The sequence below is a fragment of the Streptomyces sp. SL06 genome (assembly GCF_058244745.1).
Window position 1 is genome coordinate 453,425 of sequence record NZ_JBSYOT010000002.1, and the last position, 17,606, is coordinate 471,030.

Annotated in this window: 9 protein-coding genes and 2 pseudogenes; 2 read left to right on the forward strand and 9 right to left on the reverse strand. The window is 72.8% G+C overall.

Annotated features, from left to right (window positions below; genetic code table 11):
- Positions 1 to 59 precede the first annotated feature (59 nt).
- The 7 genes and pseudogenes from AC4IHM_RS02525 to AC4IHM_RS02555 form a co-directional block, all read right to left on the reverse strand.
- Entirely contained in the window at positions 60 to 1,562 is a 1,503-nt protein-coding gene (locus tag AC4IHM_RS02525) for an SDR family NAD(P)-dependent oxidoreductase (protein WP_490865441.1), read from the reverse strand.
- A gap of 103 nt (positions 1,563 to 1,665) precedes the next feature.
- A complete protein-coding gene (locus tag AC4IHM_RS02530) occupies positions 1,666 to 3,009 on the reverse strand; it encodes a wax ester/triacylglycerol synthase family O-acyltransferase (RefSeq protein WP_490865442.1) in 1,344 nt (447 codons plus the stop codon).
- A gap of 154 nt (positions 3,010 to 3,163) precedes the next feature.
- Positions 3,164 to 5,482, reverse strand: a complete 2,319-nt coding sequence (locus AC4IHM_RS02535; protein WP_490865443.1) for a GH92 family glycosyl hydrolase — start codon at positions 5,480 to 5,482, stop codon at positions 3,164 to 3,166.
- A gap of 65 nt (positions 5,483 to 5,547) precedes the next feature.
- Positions 5,548 to 8,170: pseudogene (locus AC4IHM_RS02540) on the reverse strand (PA14 domain-containing protein).
- Positions 8,171 to 8,360: 190 nt separating this feature from the next.
- Positions 8,361 to 9,581, reverse strand: a complete 1,221-nt coding sequence (gene glgC / locus AC4IHM_RS02545; protein ID WP_490865444.1) for a glucose-1-phosphate adenylyltransferase — start codon at positions 9,579 to 9,581, stop codon at positions 8,361 to 8,363.
- A gap of 51 nt (positions 9,582 to 9,632) precedes the next feature.
- Positions 9,633 to 10,796, reverse strand: coding sequence for a glycogen synthase (gene glgA, locus AC4IHM_RS02550; protein WP_490865445.1), 1,164 nt, complete (start codon positions 10,794 to 10,796; stop codon positions 9,633 to 9,635).
- Positions 10,797 to 10,883: 87 nt separating this feature from the next.
- Positions 10,884 to 11,690: a (2Fe-2S)-binding protein gene (locus AC4IHM_RS02555; RefSeq protein ID WP_490865446.1), complete on the reverse strand. Its 807-nt coding sequence runs from the start codon at positions 11,688 to 11,690 to the stop codon at positions 10,884 to 10,886.
- A gap of 227 nt (positions 11,691 to 11,917) precedes the next feature.
- Between AC4IHM_RS02555 and AC4IHM_RS02560 the strand changes: the two are divergent.
- Positions 11,918 to 12,640: pseudogene (locus tag AC4IHM_RS02560) on the forward strand (DMT family transporter); the annotation flags it as partial.
- A gap of 14 nt (positions 12,641 to 12,654) precedes the next feature.
- On the opposite strand, the gene AC4IHM_RS02565 reads toward AC4IHM_RS02560, so the two are convergent.
- Positions 12,655 to 14,499 (reverse strand): transglycosylase family protein, encoded by a 1,845-nt coding sequence (locus AC4IHM_RS02565; RefSeq protein ID WP_490865447.1) that lies wholly within the window; start codon positions 14,497 to 14,499, stop codon positions 12,655 to 12,657.
- Positions 14,500 to 14,844: 345 nt separating this feature from the next.
- On the opposite strand from AC4IHM_RS02565, the gene gnd reads away from it, so the two are divergent.
- Positions 14,845 to 16,284 carry an NADP-dependent phosphogluconate dehydrogenase gene (gene gnd / locus AC4IHM_RS02570; protein WP_490865448.1) on the forward strand — a complete coding sequence of 480 codons (1,440 nt, stop codon included), beginning with the start codon at positions 14,845 to 14,847 and terminating at the stop codon, positions 16,282 to 16,284.
- A gap of 643 nt (positions 16,285 to 16,927) precedes the next feature.
- Here gnd and AC4IHM_RS02575 read toward each other — a convergent pair.
- A complete protein-coding gene (locus tag AC4IHM_RS02575) occupies positions 16,928 to 17,596 on the reverse strand; it encodes an aspartate/glutamate racemase family protein (protein ID WP_490865449.1) in 669 nt (222 codons plus the stop codon).
- Positions 17,597 to 17,606 lie beyond the last annotated feature (10 nt).

The window sequence follows — 17,606 nt, forward strand, 5'->3', positions numbered from 1 at the left end:
GACTCACCGGCCGATGACCGCTGTTGACCGCCGGCGACGGCGGCCCGGTGTTGTGCCCGTCACCAGTTGCCCGGCGCGTAGTCCTTGAGGAAGACGCCGTACAGGTCCTCGCCCTGCTCGCCCCGCACGATCGGGTCGTAGACGCGGGCCGCGCCGTCGATCAGGTCGAGGGGGGCGTGGAAGCCGGCCTCGGCGAGGCGCAGCTTGTCGTAGTGGGGGCGCTCGTCGGTGATCCAGCCGGTGTCCACCGAGGTCATCAGGATGCCGTCGGTGTCGAACATCTCCTGGGCACTGGTCCGCGTCACCATGTTCATGGCGGCCTTGGCCGCGTTGGTGTTCGGGTGGCCCGCGCCCTTGTAGCCGCGGGCGAACACGCCCTCCATCGCCGAGACGTTGACGACGTAGGCGCGGCCCGCGGGCGCCCTGCGCGCGGCCTCGGCCATCGCCGGACGCAGCTTGCTGATGAGGATGAACGGCGACGTGTAGTTGCACAGCTGGGTCTCCAGCAGTTCCACCGGGGAGATCTGCTCGATGCTCTGCACCCAGGTGTTGCTGTCGACGACATCGGGGACCAGGCCGCCCGCGTCGATGGCGGTGCCCTCACGGTGCCGTACGACGCTGGCGTTGCCGGCGACCAGGGCGAGGTCGGCCACCTGCTGCGCGTCGAGCCCCGAGGCGCCGGCGGGCAGCGCCGCCAGTGCGTCCACCGCACCGGAGCCGAAGGCGCCGATGACGTGGTGGGCGGGCAGTTCACCGGCCGGCAGCGGGGCGCTCTCGCCCTCGACGAGCGCGGCGTACGCGGAGGGCAGGCGGCGCACGGTCTGGGTGGCGTTGTTGATCAGGATGTCGAGCGGGCCCCGCGCGGTGACCTGGTCGGCCAGGGCCACGGCCTGGGCCGGGTCGCGCAGGTCGAGGCCGACGACCTCCAGGCGGTGGATCCACTGCGCGGAGTCGTCCATGGCCTTGAAGCGGCGGATGGCGTCCTTGGGGAAGCGGGTCGTGATCGTGGTGTGGGCGCCGTCGCGCAGCAGCCGCAGCGCGATGTACATGCCGATCTTGGCCCGGCCGCCGGTGAGCAGCGCGCGCTTGCCGCCGAGGTCGGCGCGGGCTTCGCGGCGGGCCCGGTTCTCGGCGGCGCACTGCTGGCAGAGCTGGTGGTAGAAGTAGTCGACCTCGGTGTAGCGCTGCTTGCAGATGTAGCAGGAGCGCGGGCGCTGGAGTATCCCCGCGATCCGCCCCTCCTCGGTACGGGGGGAGGGCAGCAGGCCCTCCGTCTCGTCGTCGATGCGCTCGGCGGACCCGGTGGCCGTCGCCTCGGTGACCGCCTTGTCGTGGGCGGTCTTGGCGGCCCGGCGCTCCTGGCGGCGGCGCTGCTTGACCATGCGGTAGATGTGCGAGGTGGCCCGGCGGACCCGGATCGCGTCGGGGTGGTCGACCTCCAGCCCGTCGAGTTCCTCAAGCACCGAGAGGCAGACGGCGAGCCGCTCCGGGTCGATACCGGGGCCGTACGCGGAGGCGGTCACCTCGTCCGTGGTCGCCGAACCGTCCTGTGTCACCGTCATCGCCGCTGCCGCTTCCCTGGTCACCCGCGGCGCTCCGAGACGCGTCCGCTTTCGAACAGCGGATTTTATTCAGCGTCGGGGCACGGAGCCAAACCCGTCCCGCTCAGGAACCGCAGGCGGTGAGCAATGTCTCCACCTCCTGCGCCAGGGCCACGGCGAACCGGTCCAGGTCCGGCACGGCCTTCGCGTCGGCGACCAGGCCGTAGTGGACCTGTCCGCGATACGTCGAGACGGCCACCGCCAGGGAGTGGCCGCGGGCCAGCGGCGCCAGCGGGTAGACCTCGGTGAGCGGGTGGCCGCCGAGCCGCAGGCCGAGGCTGGGCAGCGGCACGCTGGTGACCAGGATGTCGAACCAGAGCCGGGCGGCCTGCCCGACCAGGGGCCCGCCGAGCCGGTGGCCGAGGGCCGGCACGTGGTCGGCGAGCAGGGCTACGGCACCGGCGCCGCGGCCGGGTCCGGCGTCCTTGTTGCGGTCCATGGCGGCGCGGACCGTGCCGAGCCTGGACAGCGGGTCGGGGTCGCCGACCGGCAGCCGGGTCAGATAGCCGGAGAGCCGGTTGCCCTGGGGGTGGGCGGTGCGCGGGCGGCGCTTGGCGACGGGGATCAGCGCGCGGGGCGCGACGCCCTCGCTGCCGTCGCCGCGCTCGTCCAGCCAGCGGCGCAGGGCCCCGGCGACGACCGCGATCAGGACGTCGTTGACGGTGCCGCCGACGGTCTTGCGCACCCGGTGCACGTCGTCGAGGTCGACGGCGACTCCGGCGATGCGGCGGCTGCCGGAGGATTCGGCGGTGAGCGCGGCCGAGGAGCGCACGTCGAGGGTGGACAGCGCCGCGGCGGCACCGATGTCGAGGGCGCGGCCCGCGTCGGACAGGGCGCCGCGCACCCGGCCCGGCAGTGTGCGCACGTCCGGCAGGACCGCGCGCCGGGGTTCCCGGGCGGGGCGGGGCCGGGGCGCGGGCAGGTCCATCGGGTCGAGGATGCCCGCGGCGAGGGTCAGCGCCCGCAGACCGTCGGCCAGGGCGTGGTGGAACTTGAACAGCACGGCGAAGGCGGCACCGTCGGCGCCGGGCAGCACATGCGCCTCCCACGGCGGCCGGCCGCGCTCCAGGGGCCGTTCCATGAGGCGGCCCGCGCGAGCGTGGAAGTGTGTCGTCGGGGCGTGCAGCCGGACATGGTCGAGCGGGTCGAAGCCGGGGTCGGGCTCGCGGGTGGCGCCGCCGAAGGAGAACGGTTTGAGCAGGGCGAGCGGCGGCTGCCAGGTGTCCCGGATCCGCATCCGCAGTCCGGGCACCGCGGGGGCGCGGGCCGCGAGCAGGTCCGCCGCGTGGGCGCCCGCGGTGGGCGAACCGGCCTCGAAGACCCCGAGCGCGCCGAGGTGCATGGGGTGCTCGGCGGACTCGATGTTCCAGAACGCCAGGTCGAGGGGGGCGAGCGGATCGGCAGTCAAGGGCGTGCCTCGCATGGACGGTGAGTGGACAAGCAGTCAATCGCTCACCACCGATTACGGTCAAGTACGATCAAGCTACGCACAGTTAACAGCAGGTTAAAGTCCCGCCCCTTGTGGAGGGGCGGGACCGCGCAGGCCCATGGGGCGCCTGTGCTCAGGTCAGCGGTGGCGGCGCCGCCTCCTCGGAGGTTCCCCACCCGGACGGCTGCGGGCCGACCGTGAAGCCGATCGACCGAATGGAGCGCAGGGCGTCGGTCGTCAGATAGGTGCGGGCGTAGGCCGTGCCGTCGGTGCGGGCGGACTGGACGTAGCGGTCGGAGTCCGAGGTGCCGGGCGCCGTGATGGTCAGGGCGCCGCGCGGGTAGTAGCGGCGGTCCAGGGCCAGGTCGACGCGGTCGAAGACGGGCGTGGACAGGCCCCAGGTGTCGTAGCCGGGCTGGATCGGGAAGATCCCGATCGAGGAGAGCACGTTCCAGGCGGACATGGTCCCGAGGTCGTCGTTGCCGGTCATGCCGGTCGGCGTGTCCGTGAACAGGGTGAGCGCCGCGTGCACCACGTCGGTCGTCTTCCAGGGCTGCCCGGTCGACAGGTAGGTGTACGGGGCGATCAGGTCGGGCTCGTTCTGCGGGTTGTACTTGTCGGCGTTGTAGTAGTCGTACGGCCCGTTGACCCACACCTCGCGGGCGGTCTTCGCCGGGTCCTCGACGAGCCGGTCGTAGGCGAAGAACGAGTCGAGCCGGTCGTTGGCCGCCTCGGTGCCGCCGATGAGGTCGATCATGCCGGGCAGGTCGTGCGGCACGAGCCACTGGTACTGCCAGGCGGTGCCCTCGTGGAAGCCCTCGCTCTGCGCCGGGTCGGCGGGTCCGGTGAAGGCACCGGAGGCGTCGCGGGCGCGGAAGAAGCCGGTCGAGGGGTCGAAGACGTTGCGGTAGCTGCGGGCCCGGCCGGCGTACCGCTCGGCGTCCTCGTCGTGGCCGAGGTCGCGTGCCATCCGGGAGAGCATCGCGTCGGACAGGGCGTACTCCAGGGTGGCGGAGGCGCCGTGGTCGTAGTCGGAGTCGCCGGGCTTGGCGTGCGGGCGGCCCGCGATGTACGGGGCGAAGCCGTCGGCGAGGTACTCGCGGTTGGCCTCCCGGCCGACGGCCGGCGAGTCGGCAGGCGGGACCGAGTCGGCGTTCTTGCGCAGCGCCCGGTAGGCCCGCTCCTCCCAGCCGTGCAGCAGGCCCTGCTGGTAGGCGTTGGTGAGGAAGGGGGTGACCGGGTCACCGGTCATGATGTTGGTCTCGACGGTGCCGTAGCCCCACTTGGGCAGCCGGCCGCTCTCCTCGTCGATTTTGACGACGGAGATGGCCATGTCCCGGGCCTCGCGGGGCGCGAGCAGGGCGAGCAGTTGGGACTGGGTGCGGTAGGTGTCCCACAGGGACCAGTTCTGGTAGTACGTGAAGCCCTCGGCCCGGTGGGTGCGCTGGTCCCAGCCGGTGTAGCGGCCGTCCACGTCGCTGCCGATGTTGGGGGCGAGGAAGGACCGGTACAGGGAGGAGTAGAAGGTGCGGCGCAGGGTGTCGTCGCCGCCCCGGACGCGCACGTCGCCGAGGCGGTTCTCCCATGTCCGCCGTGCCGTGTGGCGCACGGTGTCGAAGGAACGGCCGCCCTCGGCACGGAGGTTGAGCGCGGCGCCGCGCGCGTCCACGTAGGACAGGGCGGTGGTCGCCTCGACGGTGCGGTCCTTCGTCGTGTCGAAGCGGACGTAGGCGCCGTCGCCGCCCGTCTTCGCACCGGCGGTCACCGTGCCGTCGTCCCAGGTGCCCCAGGAGGCGAAGGGCCGGTCGAAGCGGGTGATCGTGTAGACGGTGTAGGGCTCGGTGTCCTGGCAGAAGCCGCTGCCGGTGATCGCGGTGCGCACGGTCCGGCTGTCCAGGACCTCGACCTTCGTCGAGACCTTCTTGTGCAGCGACTGGCCCGCGTTGAGCAGGACGTTGGCCTTGTCGGTGGCCGGGAAGGTGTAGCGCTGCACCCCGGTACGCTCGGTGGCCGTCAGCTCCGCGCCGACGCCGGAGTCGAGGCCGACCCGGTAGTAGCCGGGGCTCGCCTCCTCGTCGTCGTGGCTGAAGGACGCGGCGTACTTCGCGTAGTCCGTCTCGGTGACCTCGCCGGTGGTCGGCAGCACCGGCAGGTCGCCGCCGAGGCCGCAGCCGACCCCGGAGAGATGGACCAGGGAGAAGCCGCGGACATGGGTGTCGGAGTGGTCGTAGCCGGTGTTGTGGCCGGTGTCCGGCGAGAACTGCACCATGCCGAAGGGCACGGCCGCGCCGGGGTAGGTGTTGCCCTCGTTCTCCGTCCCGATGAAGGGGTTCACCAGGTCGGTCAGGTGCTGGTCGGTCGTCGGAGCGGCCTGCGCCGCCGGGGCGGTGAACAGCGCGGACGCTGCCACCACCCCGGCCACGCACAGGCGCAGACGCCGGGTGCCTCTCATGTGCGGTGACCTCCGGAGGGTCTGCCGTGTCGTGCGGGATGTCCCGCGGGACGACGTGCGGGTGCTCAACTGGCCGGGCATCCCGCGGGGGTGGGCTGGGACGCGTCGTGGATGAGTGCCTCGTGGGCGGCCCTCACCCGCTCGACATCCGGCTTCAGTACCTTGCGGTCGTAGGTGGTCAGGCCGTTCAACTCGCCCTCGAACGTCCGAGATCTGGGTGTAGACGGCGCCGTTGCTGCCGCGGCAGGCCAGCGCGTGGACCTCGTCGAGCTTGGTGAGGTAGTCGTCGGTGTACGTCTGCGGGTCGACATCGACGTACGACTGCTGCACGGACCAGGCGTGTCCGGGCACCGCGAGGCCGAGACCGCCGTACTCGCCGGTGACCTGGGCGCGTTCGCCGTCCGGGGCGGGCGGCAGGGCGGGGCTGGGATAGCCGTGCTCGTCCATGATGTCGCCGGCGCCGCCGTCGGCCCCGAGGTTCAGGCCCGACTGGTTGTTGACCAGGCGGGTCGGGTCCCAGGCCTTGGCCTGCTCGGCGACGCGGCCGACGTCGTACTGGCCCCAGCCCTCGTTGAAGGTGACCCACATGATGATCGAGGGGTGGCTGATGTGTTCGTCGATCATCTCCTTCATCTCGCGCTCGTACTCGGCACGGGCCGCGGCGGACGGGTTCACCCCGGCGGTCATCGCCGGCATGTCCTGCCACACCAGCAGGCCCAGCCGGTCGGCCCAGTAGAACCAGCGGTCGGGCTCGACCTTGATGTGCTTGCGCACGGAGTTGAAGCCGAGCTGCTTGTGCAGCTTCAGGTCGTGGGCGAGGGCCTCGTCGGTGGGGGCGGTGTGCAGACCGTCCGGCCAGAAGCCCTGGTCGAGGGTGGCCATCATGAAGACGGGCGCGCCGTTGAGGACCGTGCGCGGCACGCCGTCGACCTTCTCGACGGCGATGGAGCGCATCCCGAAGTAGCTCTGGACGCGGTCGGAGCCGACGGCCACCTTCAGGTCGTACAGGAACGGGTCGTCGGGCGACCACAGGCGCGGGTCGCGGATTTGCAGGGTCAGCGGCTCGCCGGTGCGTCCGCTCACCGTGGCGACCTGACGCTTTCCGGCGTACGCCGTCGCGCTGATCCGTACGCCGTCGCGCACGCCCTGCGCCTGGACGGTCAGGGTGCCCGTGTCCGCGTCCGGGCCGAGGTGCGGGGTGAGCTTGAGGGACTCGACGTGGTCCCGGGCGACCGGCTCCATCCAGACGGTCTGCCAGATGCCGGAGCTGGGCGTGTACCAGATGCCGCTCGGGTCGAGGCGCTGCTTGCCCACCGGCGGGTTCTCGCCGTTCGCCGCGTCGGTCGGGTCGTAGACACCGACGATCAGCTCCTGGCTGCTGCCCGGCTTCAGCGCGTCGGTGATGTCGGCGCTGAACTTGTCGTATCCGCCCTTGTGTTCGGCGACCCTGGTGCCGTTGACGTACACCTCGGACTGCCAGTCGACGGCGCCGAAGTTGAGCTTCAGCCGCTGTCCGGAGCCGATGTGCCAGTCGCGGGGCACGGTGAAGGTGCGGCGGTACCACATGCGGTCCTCGTGCCGCTGGAGGCCGGAGAGCTGGGACTCCACCGGGTACGGGACGAGGATGCGCTCCGCCAGGTCCTTGCCGACCGGCGGCTGCTCGCCGGCCTCGGCCGCGGCGAACTGCCAGCGGCCGTTCAGGTTCCGCCAGGCGTCGCGGGTCAACTGCGGGCGCGGGTACTCGGGGAGGGCGTTGTCCGGTCCCACCTCGTCGGCCCAGTCGGTGCGCAGCTCGTGGGTGGACCGGTTGCCGCCGCTGCTCCAGAAGGCGTTGACAACGTTGCCTTCGGCGTCTTCGAGGCCGCCCTCGCCGTCGTAGCGGAGGTCCGCGGTGCCGGGGGCGTCGCCGTTCTTGTTGCCGACGACGGGTTCGTCCAGGGCGACGAGCAGGGCGCTGGGGTCGGCGGGGTCGACCTCGGCCCCGCCCAGGGGCCAGGCGGCGCCGCCGATCACCGCTTCGAGATGGTCGGCGAGGCCGGCCGGGGCCGCGGCGAGGGGGGCGGCGAAGTCGAGCCGGAGGGTACGGCCGGTGGCCTCGACGGTGGTCGACGTCGCGCCGTTGTAGTCGAAGCCGTCGGGCAGGCGGAACGCCGACTGCGGGACCGGCACCTTGCTGCCGCCCGGCTCGGTCCAGCGCAGGTGGAGATTGGAGCCGCCGTAGTGCTCGAAGTACTCCAGCTTGATGTCGTACGACTGACCCGCCGTCAACTCGATGGGCTCGGCGCTCTGTTCCACGTCCCAGTCGTCGACCCAGTGGTCGATGGCGAGCCGGCCGCCGATCCAGAGGCGGAAGCCGTTGTCGCCGATGATCGAGAAGGTGTGGGCGCCGGTCTTCTCCGGGACCAGCTTGCCGGTCCAGCGGACGCTGACGTCGTCCGACTGCCCGGTGGCGAAGGCGAGCCGCGGCTCCAGGGTGTCGAAGTCGACCTGCGGGTCGAAGCCGGTGGCCTTCAGCTCGTGGAAGTCGAAGGCGCCGGGCGCGGAGTGCGTGTAGTACTCGCCCTTCAGGCCGTGGATCTCCGCGGCGGCGTCGGCCGCGTTCGCGCTCGGCACGGCGGCGAGTCCCGCGACGCCGAGCGCGGCGGCGAGCAGTAGTGCCAGTCGGTCTCTGAGTCGTTTGGTGCGCACTGACCCTCTCCTCGAGAACGGGTGGTGGCTGATGGCTCAGGACATCGATGTCATACATCGATGTAACAGCAGAGGCATGACAACATGGATTCCGTCGGGCGTCCAGGGACATGACAACAGCCCCAGGTGCTTCGCCCGTATCCCGCGTCCGCCCCGCGGGCCCCGCCCCTCCCGGCCGGCACGCGGCCCGTCACGGCACCCGTTGCCCCTTGCCCAGCGCGATCACGCCGCCCTTGGAAACCGTGTACAACTCGGCGTCCCGCTCCGGGTTGACGCCGATCGTCGCGCCCGGCGGTACGTCCACGTTCTTGTCCAGCACCGCCCCGCGCACCACCGCGCCCCGGCCGACGTGCACATTGTCGTGCAGCACCGAACCCTGCACGACCGCGCCCGGGTCGACCACCACGCCCGGCGAGAGCACGGACCGGGTGACCTGGCCGCGGATCAGGCAGCCCGCGCTGATGATCGACTCGCTGGCGATGCCGCCGGCGTTGAAGCGGGCCGGCGAGAGCTGGGTGGAGTGGGTGTAGATCGGCCAGTCGCGGTTGTAGAGGTTGAACGCGGGCCGCTCGGCGATCAGGTCCATGTGGGCGTCGTAGTAGGCGTCGAGGGTGCCCACGTCCCGCCAGTACCCCTGGTCCCGGGTGGTCTCCCCCGGCACGTGGTTGGCGCTGAAGTCGTACAGCGCGACCTCGCCCCGGTCGGTGAGTCCGGGCAGGATCGAACCGCCCATGTCGTGCACGGAGTCCGTGTCCTCCGCGTCGCGTTGCAGGGCCTCGACGAGGGCCTTGGTGGTGAAGACGTAGTTGCCCATCGAGGCGAAGACGCACTCGGGGTCGTCGGCCAGTCCGGGCGGGTCGGCGGGCTTCTCCAGGAAGCCGGTGACCGTCTGCCCGTCGGAGCCCGGGGTGATCACACCGAAGGACGGCGACTCGGCGCGCGGGACCCGTATCCCGGCGACGGTGACGCCCGCGCCGGACTCGATGTGCTGGGTGAGCATGTGCCGCGGGTCCATCCGGTACACGTGGTCGGCGCCGAAGACGGCGACATACTCGGGCCGTTCGTCGTGCACCAGGTTCAACGACTGGAGGATCGCGTCGGCGCTGCCCAGGTACCAGCGCGGGCCGAGGCGCTGCTGGGCGGGGACGGGGGTGACGTAGTTGCCGAGCAGGCTGGACATCCGCCAGGTGGTGGTGATGTGCCGGTCCAGGGAGTGCGACTTGTACTGAGTGAGGACGCAGATGCGCAGGATGTCGCCGTTGACCAGGTTGGACAGGACGAAGTCGACGAGCCGGTAGGTGCCGCCGAAGGTGACCGCGGGTTTGGCGCGGTCCGCGGTCAGGGGCATCAGGCGCTTGCCCTCTCCGCCCGCCAGCACGATCCCGAGCACCGAAGGACCTCCACGACGCATGGCCGCTCCCCTCACCCTCGTCCACCCTCGGCCGCCCCAGGTCGGGGCCGCCTATGTCCGCTTCAGGATCTCCTCGTAGAGCCGCACCGTGCGGCGGGCGACCGCGTCCCAGCCGAACTCGTCCACCGCCCGCTCCCGGCCCGCCTCTCCCATCCGCCGTGCGCCCGCGGGGTCGCCCAGGACGGAGTCCAGGGCCCGCGCGAGCCCCGCCTCGAAGTCGTCGTCCGCGCCGTCCGTCCCGGAGACGAGTACCCCGGTTTCACCGTCCGCCACGACCTCGGGGATCCCGCCGGTCCTGGAGGCGACGACCGGGGTCCCGCAGGCCATCGCCTCCAGATTGACGATGCCGAGGGGCTCGTAGACGGAGGGGCACACGAAGACGGCGGCATGGGTCAGCAACTGGATCACCTCGGGCCGCGGCAGCATGCGCGGGATCCAGTGCACGCCCTCGCGGGCACGGCTCAGTTCGGCGAAGAGGTCACGGAACTCGCGGTCGATCTCGGGGGTGTCCGGGGCGCCCGCGCACAGCACGACCTGCGCGGCCGGGTCGATGCCCCGCACGGCGCGCAGCAGGTGGGGCACGCCCTTCTGCCGGGTGATGCGGCCGACGAACAGGACGTAGGGGCGGGAGCGGTCCAGGCCGATCCGGTCCAGCGCGTCCGTGCCGTGGTCGGGCCGGTAGAGGGCGGTGTCGATGCCGTTGTGCACGACGTGGACCCTGGAGGGGTCGAGCGCCGGGTAGCAGCCGAGGATGTCCTCACGCATGGCGCCGGAGACGGCGACCACCGCGTCGGCCGACTCCACCGCGGTGCGCTCGGCCCAGCTCGACAGCGCGTATCCGCCGCCGAGCTGCTCGGCCTTCCAGGGGCGCAGGGGCTCCAGGGAGTGGGCGGTCATCACGTGCGGGACGCCGTACAGGAGCTTGGCGAGGTGGCCGCCGAGGTTGGCGTACCAGGTGTGGGAGTGGACCAGTTCGCGGCCTTCGAGGGCGGCGGTCATGGCGAGGTCCACGGAGAAGGTGCGCAGCGCGTCGTTGGCGCCGTCGAGCGCGGGCCAGGAGCGGTGGCGCAGCACGCCGTCGGCGCGGCCCTCGCCCCAGCAGTGCACGTCGAGGTCGACGAGGCGGGCGAGTTCCCGGGCGAGGAACTCGACGTGGACACCGGCGCCGCCGTACACGTCCGGGGGGTACTCCCGGGTCAGCAGTCCCACACGCACCCGGAACCTCCCGTCCTGTCGGCCGTTTCCCTCATGGTCACCCAGACCGGCCGCCTGGGGAAGAGCGCGGGGCCGGAGATCGCCGGATCACGCGGAACCCGGCGGCCGGGGAAAGCAGCAGTCGCCGCAGACCCCGGCGCCGGGCACCCGGTAGTACAGGCAGCAGCTGCGGCGCCGGAAGGCCGTGCCGGTGAGGGTGCCGGTCCCGGCGAGCAGGGGGTGGGCGAGCAGCCCGGCGGTCAGGGACCGGGCGCGGGCGGCGGTGTCCGTACGGCCGTGGCTGCGCGCCCAGCGGTCCAGTTCCCGGGCGGCTCCGGCAAGCGCGGAGGCGGCGTTGCCCCACAGCAGCCCGGTCGCGACACGGTACCGGGTGTGCACGGCCGCCGTCAGGGGCACCAGGTGGGCGGTGAGCACCACGTCCGCGACGGTGCCGGTGTCGCCGGGCAGGGGGTGCAGCTCGGCGAGCCACAGGTCGTCGGGGGCGGTGGCGTCGGGGTCCCAGTGCAGCAGGCGCGGCGCGAGGTCGGGGACGCTTGCGCAGAGGGCGGCGCAGCCCAGCGTCACCGACCACAGGCGGGCGGCGAGTCCCTGGTGGGCCACGGAGGCGGCGACCCGGGCCTCGGGCGTGCGCAGGGCGGTGGCGACCTTCCGGACGCGGAAGGCCAGCGGGTCGTCCCCGACCGCGGGGTGAACGTCCGCCGCCGCGTCCGCGTGTCCCGGTGCGTGAGCGTGTGGGTGGCCGTGTGCGTGGCCGTGTGTACGGGTCTGTGGGCGAGCGCTTGTGTGGGCGTGCGCGAGGGTGGGCAGCGACCGGGGCGGCGTCGGCCGCGACGTGTGCAGGGCGAAGAAGCCGCCGAGCGGGCGGAGGGCGCGGAGGGCGGGGTCGAGGTCCACGGGGACCAGTGATACCAAGGCGTTCGGGGGCTGGGAACAGGGGGATGGCTCTGGAGCACCCCACCCTGGGGAGTAGGGCGGGGCCGTCGTACTCCATCGGTAGTAGGACCCAATGAATGCTCAGGGACGACGACGGGAAGCCCCTGGGACGGCATTGTGTTGTCGATGGAAGACGACCCTTCGCCGCGCCGGGCCCAGCGCCCCCGCCTCACGCAGAGGAGCAGCCGATGAGCGCCCTCGCGTTGTCCGTGCTGCTGTCGCTCGTCTCCGCCGTGGCGTACGCGGGCGGGGCGATCGTGCAGGAGCGGGTCGCGGCGTCCTCCCCCGCCGCCCAGTACGCCCCGCTGCGCCGGCCCGGCTGGTGGGCGGCGGTCGCGCTCAACGCTCTCGGCGGGCTGCTGCACGTGGTGGCCCTCGCCCTCGGCCCGCTGAGCCTGGTGCAGCCGCTCGGCGCGCTCACCATCGTGTTCGCCCTGCCCATGGCGGCGCTGTTCGTGGGCCGCAGGGCCGGCGCGACGGCCTGGCGGGGCGCGGTCATGGCGACGGTCGGTCTGGCCGGCCTGCTGTCCCTGGTCGCCGCCTCCCACGCGCAGTCGCTCACCACGGCGCAGCGGGTCGGGGCGGCCGTCGTCACCGGCGGTGTGGTCGTGGCGCTGATGGTCGCGGGACGGGCCGCGCACCGGCACCCGGCGGTCCGCAGCATCCTGCTGGCGACGGCGTCCGGCATAGCCTTCGGCATGTCCTCGGTCTTCACCAAGACGGTGGCGGTCGACTGGGCCGGCGGCGTGTCGGCCGCCGACCTGCCGTCCCTGGCCGTGATCGGCGTACTGGCCACGGCGGGCATGGTCCTGTCGCAGGCCTCCTACCGGGGCGCCGGTCTCGCGGCCCCGCTGGCCACGCTGACGGTCGTGAACCCGGTGGTGGCCGCGGTGGTCGGCATCACGATGTTCGGCGAGAGCTTCCGTTACGGCACCACCGGTACGGCACTGGCCCTGAGCTGCGGTGTGTTGGCCGCGGGCGGACTGATCCTGCTCACGACGGAACGGATCGCGCGGGAGGCGACCGGGGGTGTGTCGGCGGGGGTCGGGGCGGGGGCAGGCGCGGTGAGCGGGTCGGCGGCGGTGGCCGGGACCCCGGCGGTGCCGGCCGAGGCCGAGCCGATCGCGGCCGGGCCGGTCGGGGCGGAGCCGGTCGGGGCGGAGCCGGTCGGGGCGGAGCCGGTCGCGCCGGGGCTGGTCGAGTCCGGACCGGTCACGTCGGTTGCGGTTGCGGTGGCGGGTGTTGCGGCGGGGCCGGTCGCATCGGTGCGGGGCGAATCGGTGCAGGTCGAGGAGGCGCGGGTGCCGGGCGGGGGCGAGGAGCGGCGGGGCGCAGCCGTCGTCCCGCCGGCCGACAGGCTCCTCGTGTCCTCACCGCCGGCCCCGGACACCGCCCCCGCCGAGGAGGCGTACGAGGCCCGGGGGCCGGCGGAGGGCGTGGGTTCGCCGCCCTGCTTCGGCCCGTTCCACGGCGGTCCGTTCGTCCCGCCGCCCGTGATCGGCCCGCACCGGGTCCGGATCAGATCTTGACGCCGCCCGCCCGCAGATACGCCAGCGGGTCGAACGTCGGAACCGAAGTCGGGCCCCGTCCGCACCTCGAAGTGCAGGTGCGGGCCGGTGACGTTGCCGGTGGCACCCGAGCGGCCGATGCGCTGGCCGACGGCCACCGACTGACCGTTCTTGACGGAGATCGCCGAGAGGTGTGCGTACTGGGAGTAGCGGCCGTCGTTGTGCCGGACCACCACCTGGTATCCGTAGGATCCGCCCCAGCCGGCGCTGACGACCCGGCCGGCCGCGACCGACTTGACCGAGGTGCCGGTGACGACGGGGAAGTCGACGCCGGTGTGGTAGCCCTTGGACCAGGAGGAACCCGCCTGGTGGTAGGGCGTGCCGGTGGAGGCGTCGACAGGGGCGACGACCGTCTGGTGCGTGGTGGCCCTGCCGCTGTCGGAGGAGGACTTCTTCGGCTGCTTCTTCGGCTCCTGCGGCTTCTTCTGCTGCTGCTTCTGCTGGGGCTTGGCCGTCCTCGACTCGCTGCGGGAGGCCGTGGCGCTTCCCTCGCCGCGCACGGACAGGCGCTGACCCGGCAGGATCAGGTCGGGGTCCGTTCCGATCCGGTCCCGGTTGGCCTCGTACAGACGCTGCCAGCCGCCCCGGACCCGCTCGGTGTCGGCGATGCCGGAGAGGGTGTCGCCGGTGACCACCGTGTACATCCGGGCCTTGCCGGCCCGGGACTGCGGCGTGGTCTGGGGCTGGACATCCTTTACGGAACCGGAACCGGAACCGGACTTCCCGGCGGACCCGCCCGTGGACTTCACGGCGGGCTTCTCGGCCGCCTTCACGGTGGGTGTGCCGGCGGACTTGCCGTCCGGCCGGATGTCGGGCGTCCCGCCGCCCCGGGTCAGTCCGGCCCGCTGCGAGCACACCGGCCAGGCGCCGGGGCCCTGTCCGTCCAGCACCTTCTCGGCGACGGCGATCTGCTGGTCCTTGGTGGCCAGGTCGGCGCGCGGGGCGTAGCGGGTGCCGCCGAAGGCCGCCCAGGTGGACTGGGTGAACTGCAGGCCGCCGTAGTAGCCGTTGCCGGTGTTGATGTCCCAGTTGCTGGTGGACTCGCAGGCGGCGACCTTGTTCCAGGTCTCCACGTCGGCCGCGTGGGCCGTGCCGGTACCGATGAGCGGGAGAGCCAGTCCCGCGCCGCCCGCGGTGACGGTCAGTGAGGCGCGGTTGATCCTGTTCGGCTGATACCGGCGGTGCCGGCCGCGTACGGCCATGGAGGTCCCCCTCGACATTGCGTCACGAGGGGCAAAAGTAAGCGCCGCGAACAGGCCATGACAAGACGGCAATCGGCCTGTTGGTCACGGCAAGTGGCGGAGAACGGGTGGGCGTTGCCCAAACGGTCCGCCCGCCCGCTGAGGCACCTGGGCCCTTCCGTGCGTACTGGAGTCCGCCGGGGCAGAAAGTGCGACCGGTGAACCGGCACGTCAGGATGGTCGAGCGGCGATACTGGCGGGCAGGCCGGCAGCACGGTCACGGGTCACCACGAGCACAGCCGCCGCGTACACCGGCACCACGGATACAGGGCACCACGGACACCAAGGTCATTAGGAGCCAACCCAATGAGCACTACAGCGCAGATCGGCGTCACGGGTCTCGCGGTCATGGGCCGCAACCTCGCCCGCAACTTCGCCCGCAACGGCTACACGGTCGCGGTGCACAACCGGACGGCGTCGCGCACCCACGCGCTGGTGAAGGAGTTCGGGAGCGAGGGCGACTTCGTCGAGACCGAGACCGCCAAGGAGTTCGTGGCGGCGCTGGAGCGGCCACGGCGCTTGGTGATCATGGTGAAGGCCGGCGACCCGACCGACGCGGTGATCCAGGAGTTCGCCCCGCTGCTGGAGCCGGGCGACATGATCATCGACGGGGGCAACGCGCACTTCGCGGACACCCGGCGCCGGGAACGCGAGCTGCGCGAGCAGGGCATCCACTTCGTGGGCACCGGCATCTCGGGCGGTGAGGAGGGCGCGCTGAACGGCCCGAGCATCATGCCGGGCGGCTCGAAGGAGTCGTACGACTCGCTCGGCCCGATGCTGGAGAAGATCTCCGCGAAGGCGGCGGACGGTTCGCCCTGCGTGACGCATGTCGGCCCCGACGGCGCCGGCCACTTCGTGAAGATGGTGCACAACGGCATCGAGTACGCCGACATGCAGCTGATCGGCGAGGCCTACCAACTGCTGCGCGATGTCGCCGGCTACTCCCCCGCGCAGATCGCCGACATCTTCCGCACCTGGAACACCGGACGGCTGGACTCGTACCTGATCGAGATCACGGCCGAGGTGCTGTCCCACGTGGACGCGGAGACGGGCAAGCCGTTCGTGGACGTGGTGGTCGACCAGGCGGAGCAGAAGGGCACGGGCCGCTGGACGGTGCAGATCGCGCTCGACCTGGGTGTGCCGGTGTCCGGCATCGCGGAGGCCGTCTTCGCCCGTTCCCTGTCGGGGCACGCGGCGCTGCGGGACGCCTCGCGCGGGCTGGCGGGCCCGAAGGCGTCGGCGCTGAGCGAGGCGGAGGCGGGTGCCTTCGCCGACCGGGTGGAGCAGGCGCTCTACGCGTCGAAGATCGTGTCGTACACGCAGGGCTTCCACGAGATCGCGGCGGGCAGCGAGGAGTACGACTGGAACATCGACCTCGGCGCGGTCTCCGCGATCTGGCGCGGCGGCTGCATCATCCGCGCGGCCTTCCTGGACCGCATCCGCGCCGCGTACGACACCCGGCCGGACCTGCCGAGCCTGCTGTCCGACGAGACCTTCGCGCAGGAGATCGCCGCCGCGCAGGACGACTGGCGCGAGGTCCTGGTCGCCGCGACCCGGCAGGGCGTACCCACGCCCGGGTTCGGCGCGGCCCTCGCCTACTACGACGCCCTGCGCGCGGAGCGGCTGCCGGCCGCGCTGACGCAGGGGCAGCGGGACTTCTTCGGGGCGCACACGTACCGCAGGACGGACCGGGACGGCGCGTTCCACACCCTGTGGGGCGGGGACCGGTCGGAGGTCACCGCGTAGCGAGGGCGGGCCGCGGCGGGCGACGGGCTGCGCTGAGGCTCGCCGCCCGCCGTGGAGTTGGTTCACACCCGTGGCCGTGGGCCGTGGCCGAGGCCGTGGATCAGGTGAGCGGTGGTCCCGGCTCCGGGTTGGGCAGCGGTTCCGGTCCCGGCGGGATCGGTGACGGCGAGGGCTCGGGCGGTCCCGGGGGCGGCGGGGTGGGCTGCGGGCCGGGGCCGGGGGGTTGCGGGCCCGGTCCCGGAGGTTGCGGGCCCGGTCCCGGGGGCTGGGGTGTCGGCTGCGGGCCGGGGCCCGGGGGCTGGGGCGTGGGTTCCGGGCCGGGGCCCGGGGGCGCGGGCGGAGGGGTGGGTTCCGGACCGGGGGGCGGCGGCGTCAGGGGGTTCGGCTGCGGAGGATCCGGGTCCGGACCAGGAGGCGGCGGCGTCAGCGGATTCGGCTGCGGAGGATCCGGGTCCGGACCAGGAGGCGGTGGTGTCAGGGGGTTCGGCTGCGGGGGATCCGGGTCCGGACCTGGGGGCGGCCCCGGCGTGGGTCCTGGCGGGACGGGGTCCGGATATGGGTTCGTCATGGTGGTGTCCTCCGGCCAGTCGGTCGACGTCGGCTCTGGACTTGTCCCCCGCCTACCCGAGGGCCGCCTCCCCACTCACTCCCCCGCATGAACGGCCGGGCCCAGGTGGCCCAGGCCCGCCGCGACCGCACCGGCGGCCAGTCCCGACGCGGGCCCGGCCAGCACCGGGACGCGGGTGTCGACCGAGTCCCGGGCCGGCGCCATGGATGCCTGGGCCAGGACGATCACATCCGCACCGGTCACGGTGTCGGCGGCCTCGGCGACGAGCCGCAGGTAGCCGTCGGTGTCGCCGGCCTCGAACCGCGGCCAGGCACCGTCGACCAGAGGGGTGCGCACGGCCACGGAGCGGCCGGCGCGCCGGGCCTCCTCCTCGATCAGTGCCGTCGTCGGGGCGAGGGTGCTCTCCAGCGCGGCGAGGACAACGACGCGCGGACCGGCGGCGACCGCGGCGGCGGCCATCGGACGGTCGACCCGCAGCACCGGCACGCCCGCGTCGTCTGCGGCGGCCTCGGCGACGGCGCCGATCGTCGAGCAGGTGCACAGTACGGCCCGCGCCCCCTCGGCGACGGCCCGCCGCAGCACGCCGAGGACGGCTCCGCTCACCGCGTCGGGTCCTTCGCGGCGCGCCCGGTCCAGCAGCCCGGCGTCCACGTGATGACGCAGTTCGAGGCCCGGGTGCGCGGTGTCACGCAGGGCGTCGAAGACCGGGACGTGTACGGGCGAGGTGTGCAGCAGTGCCAGCACGCGTACTCCC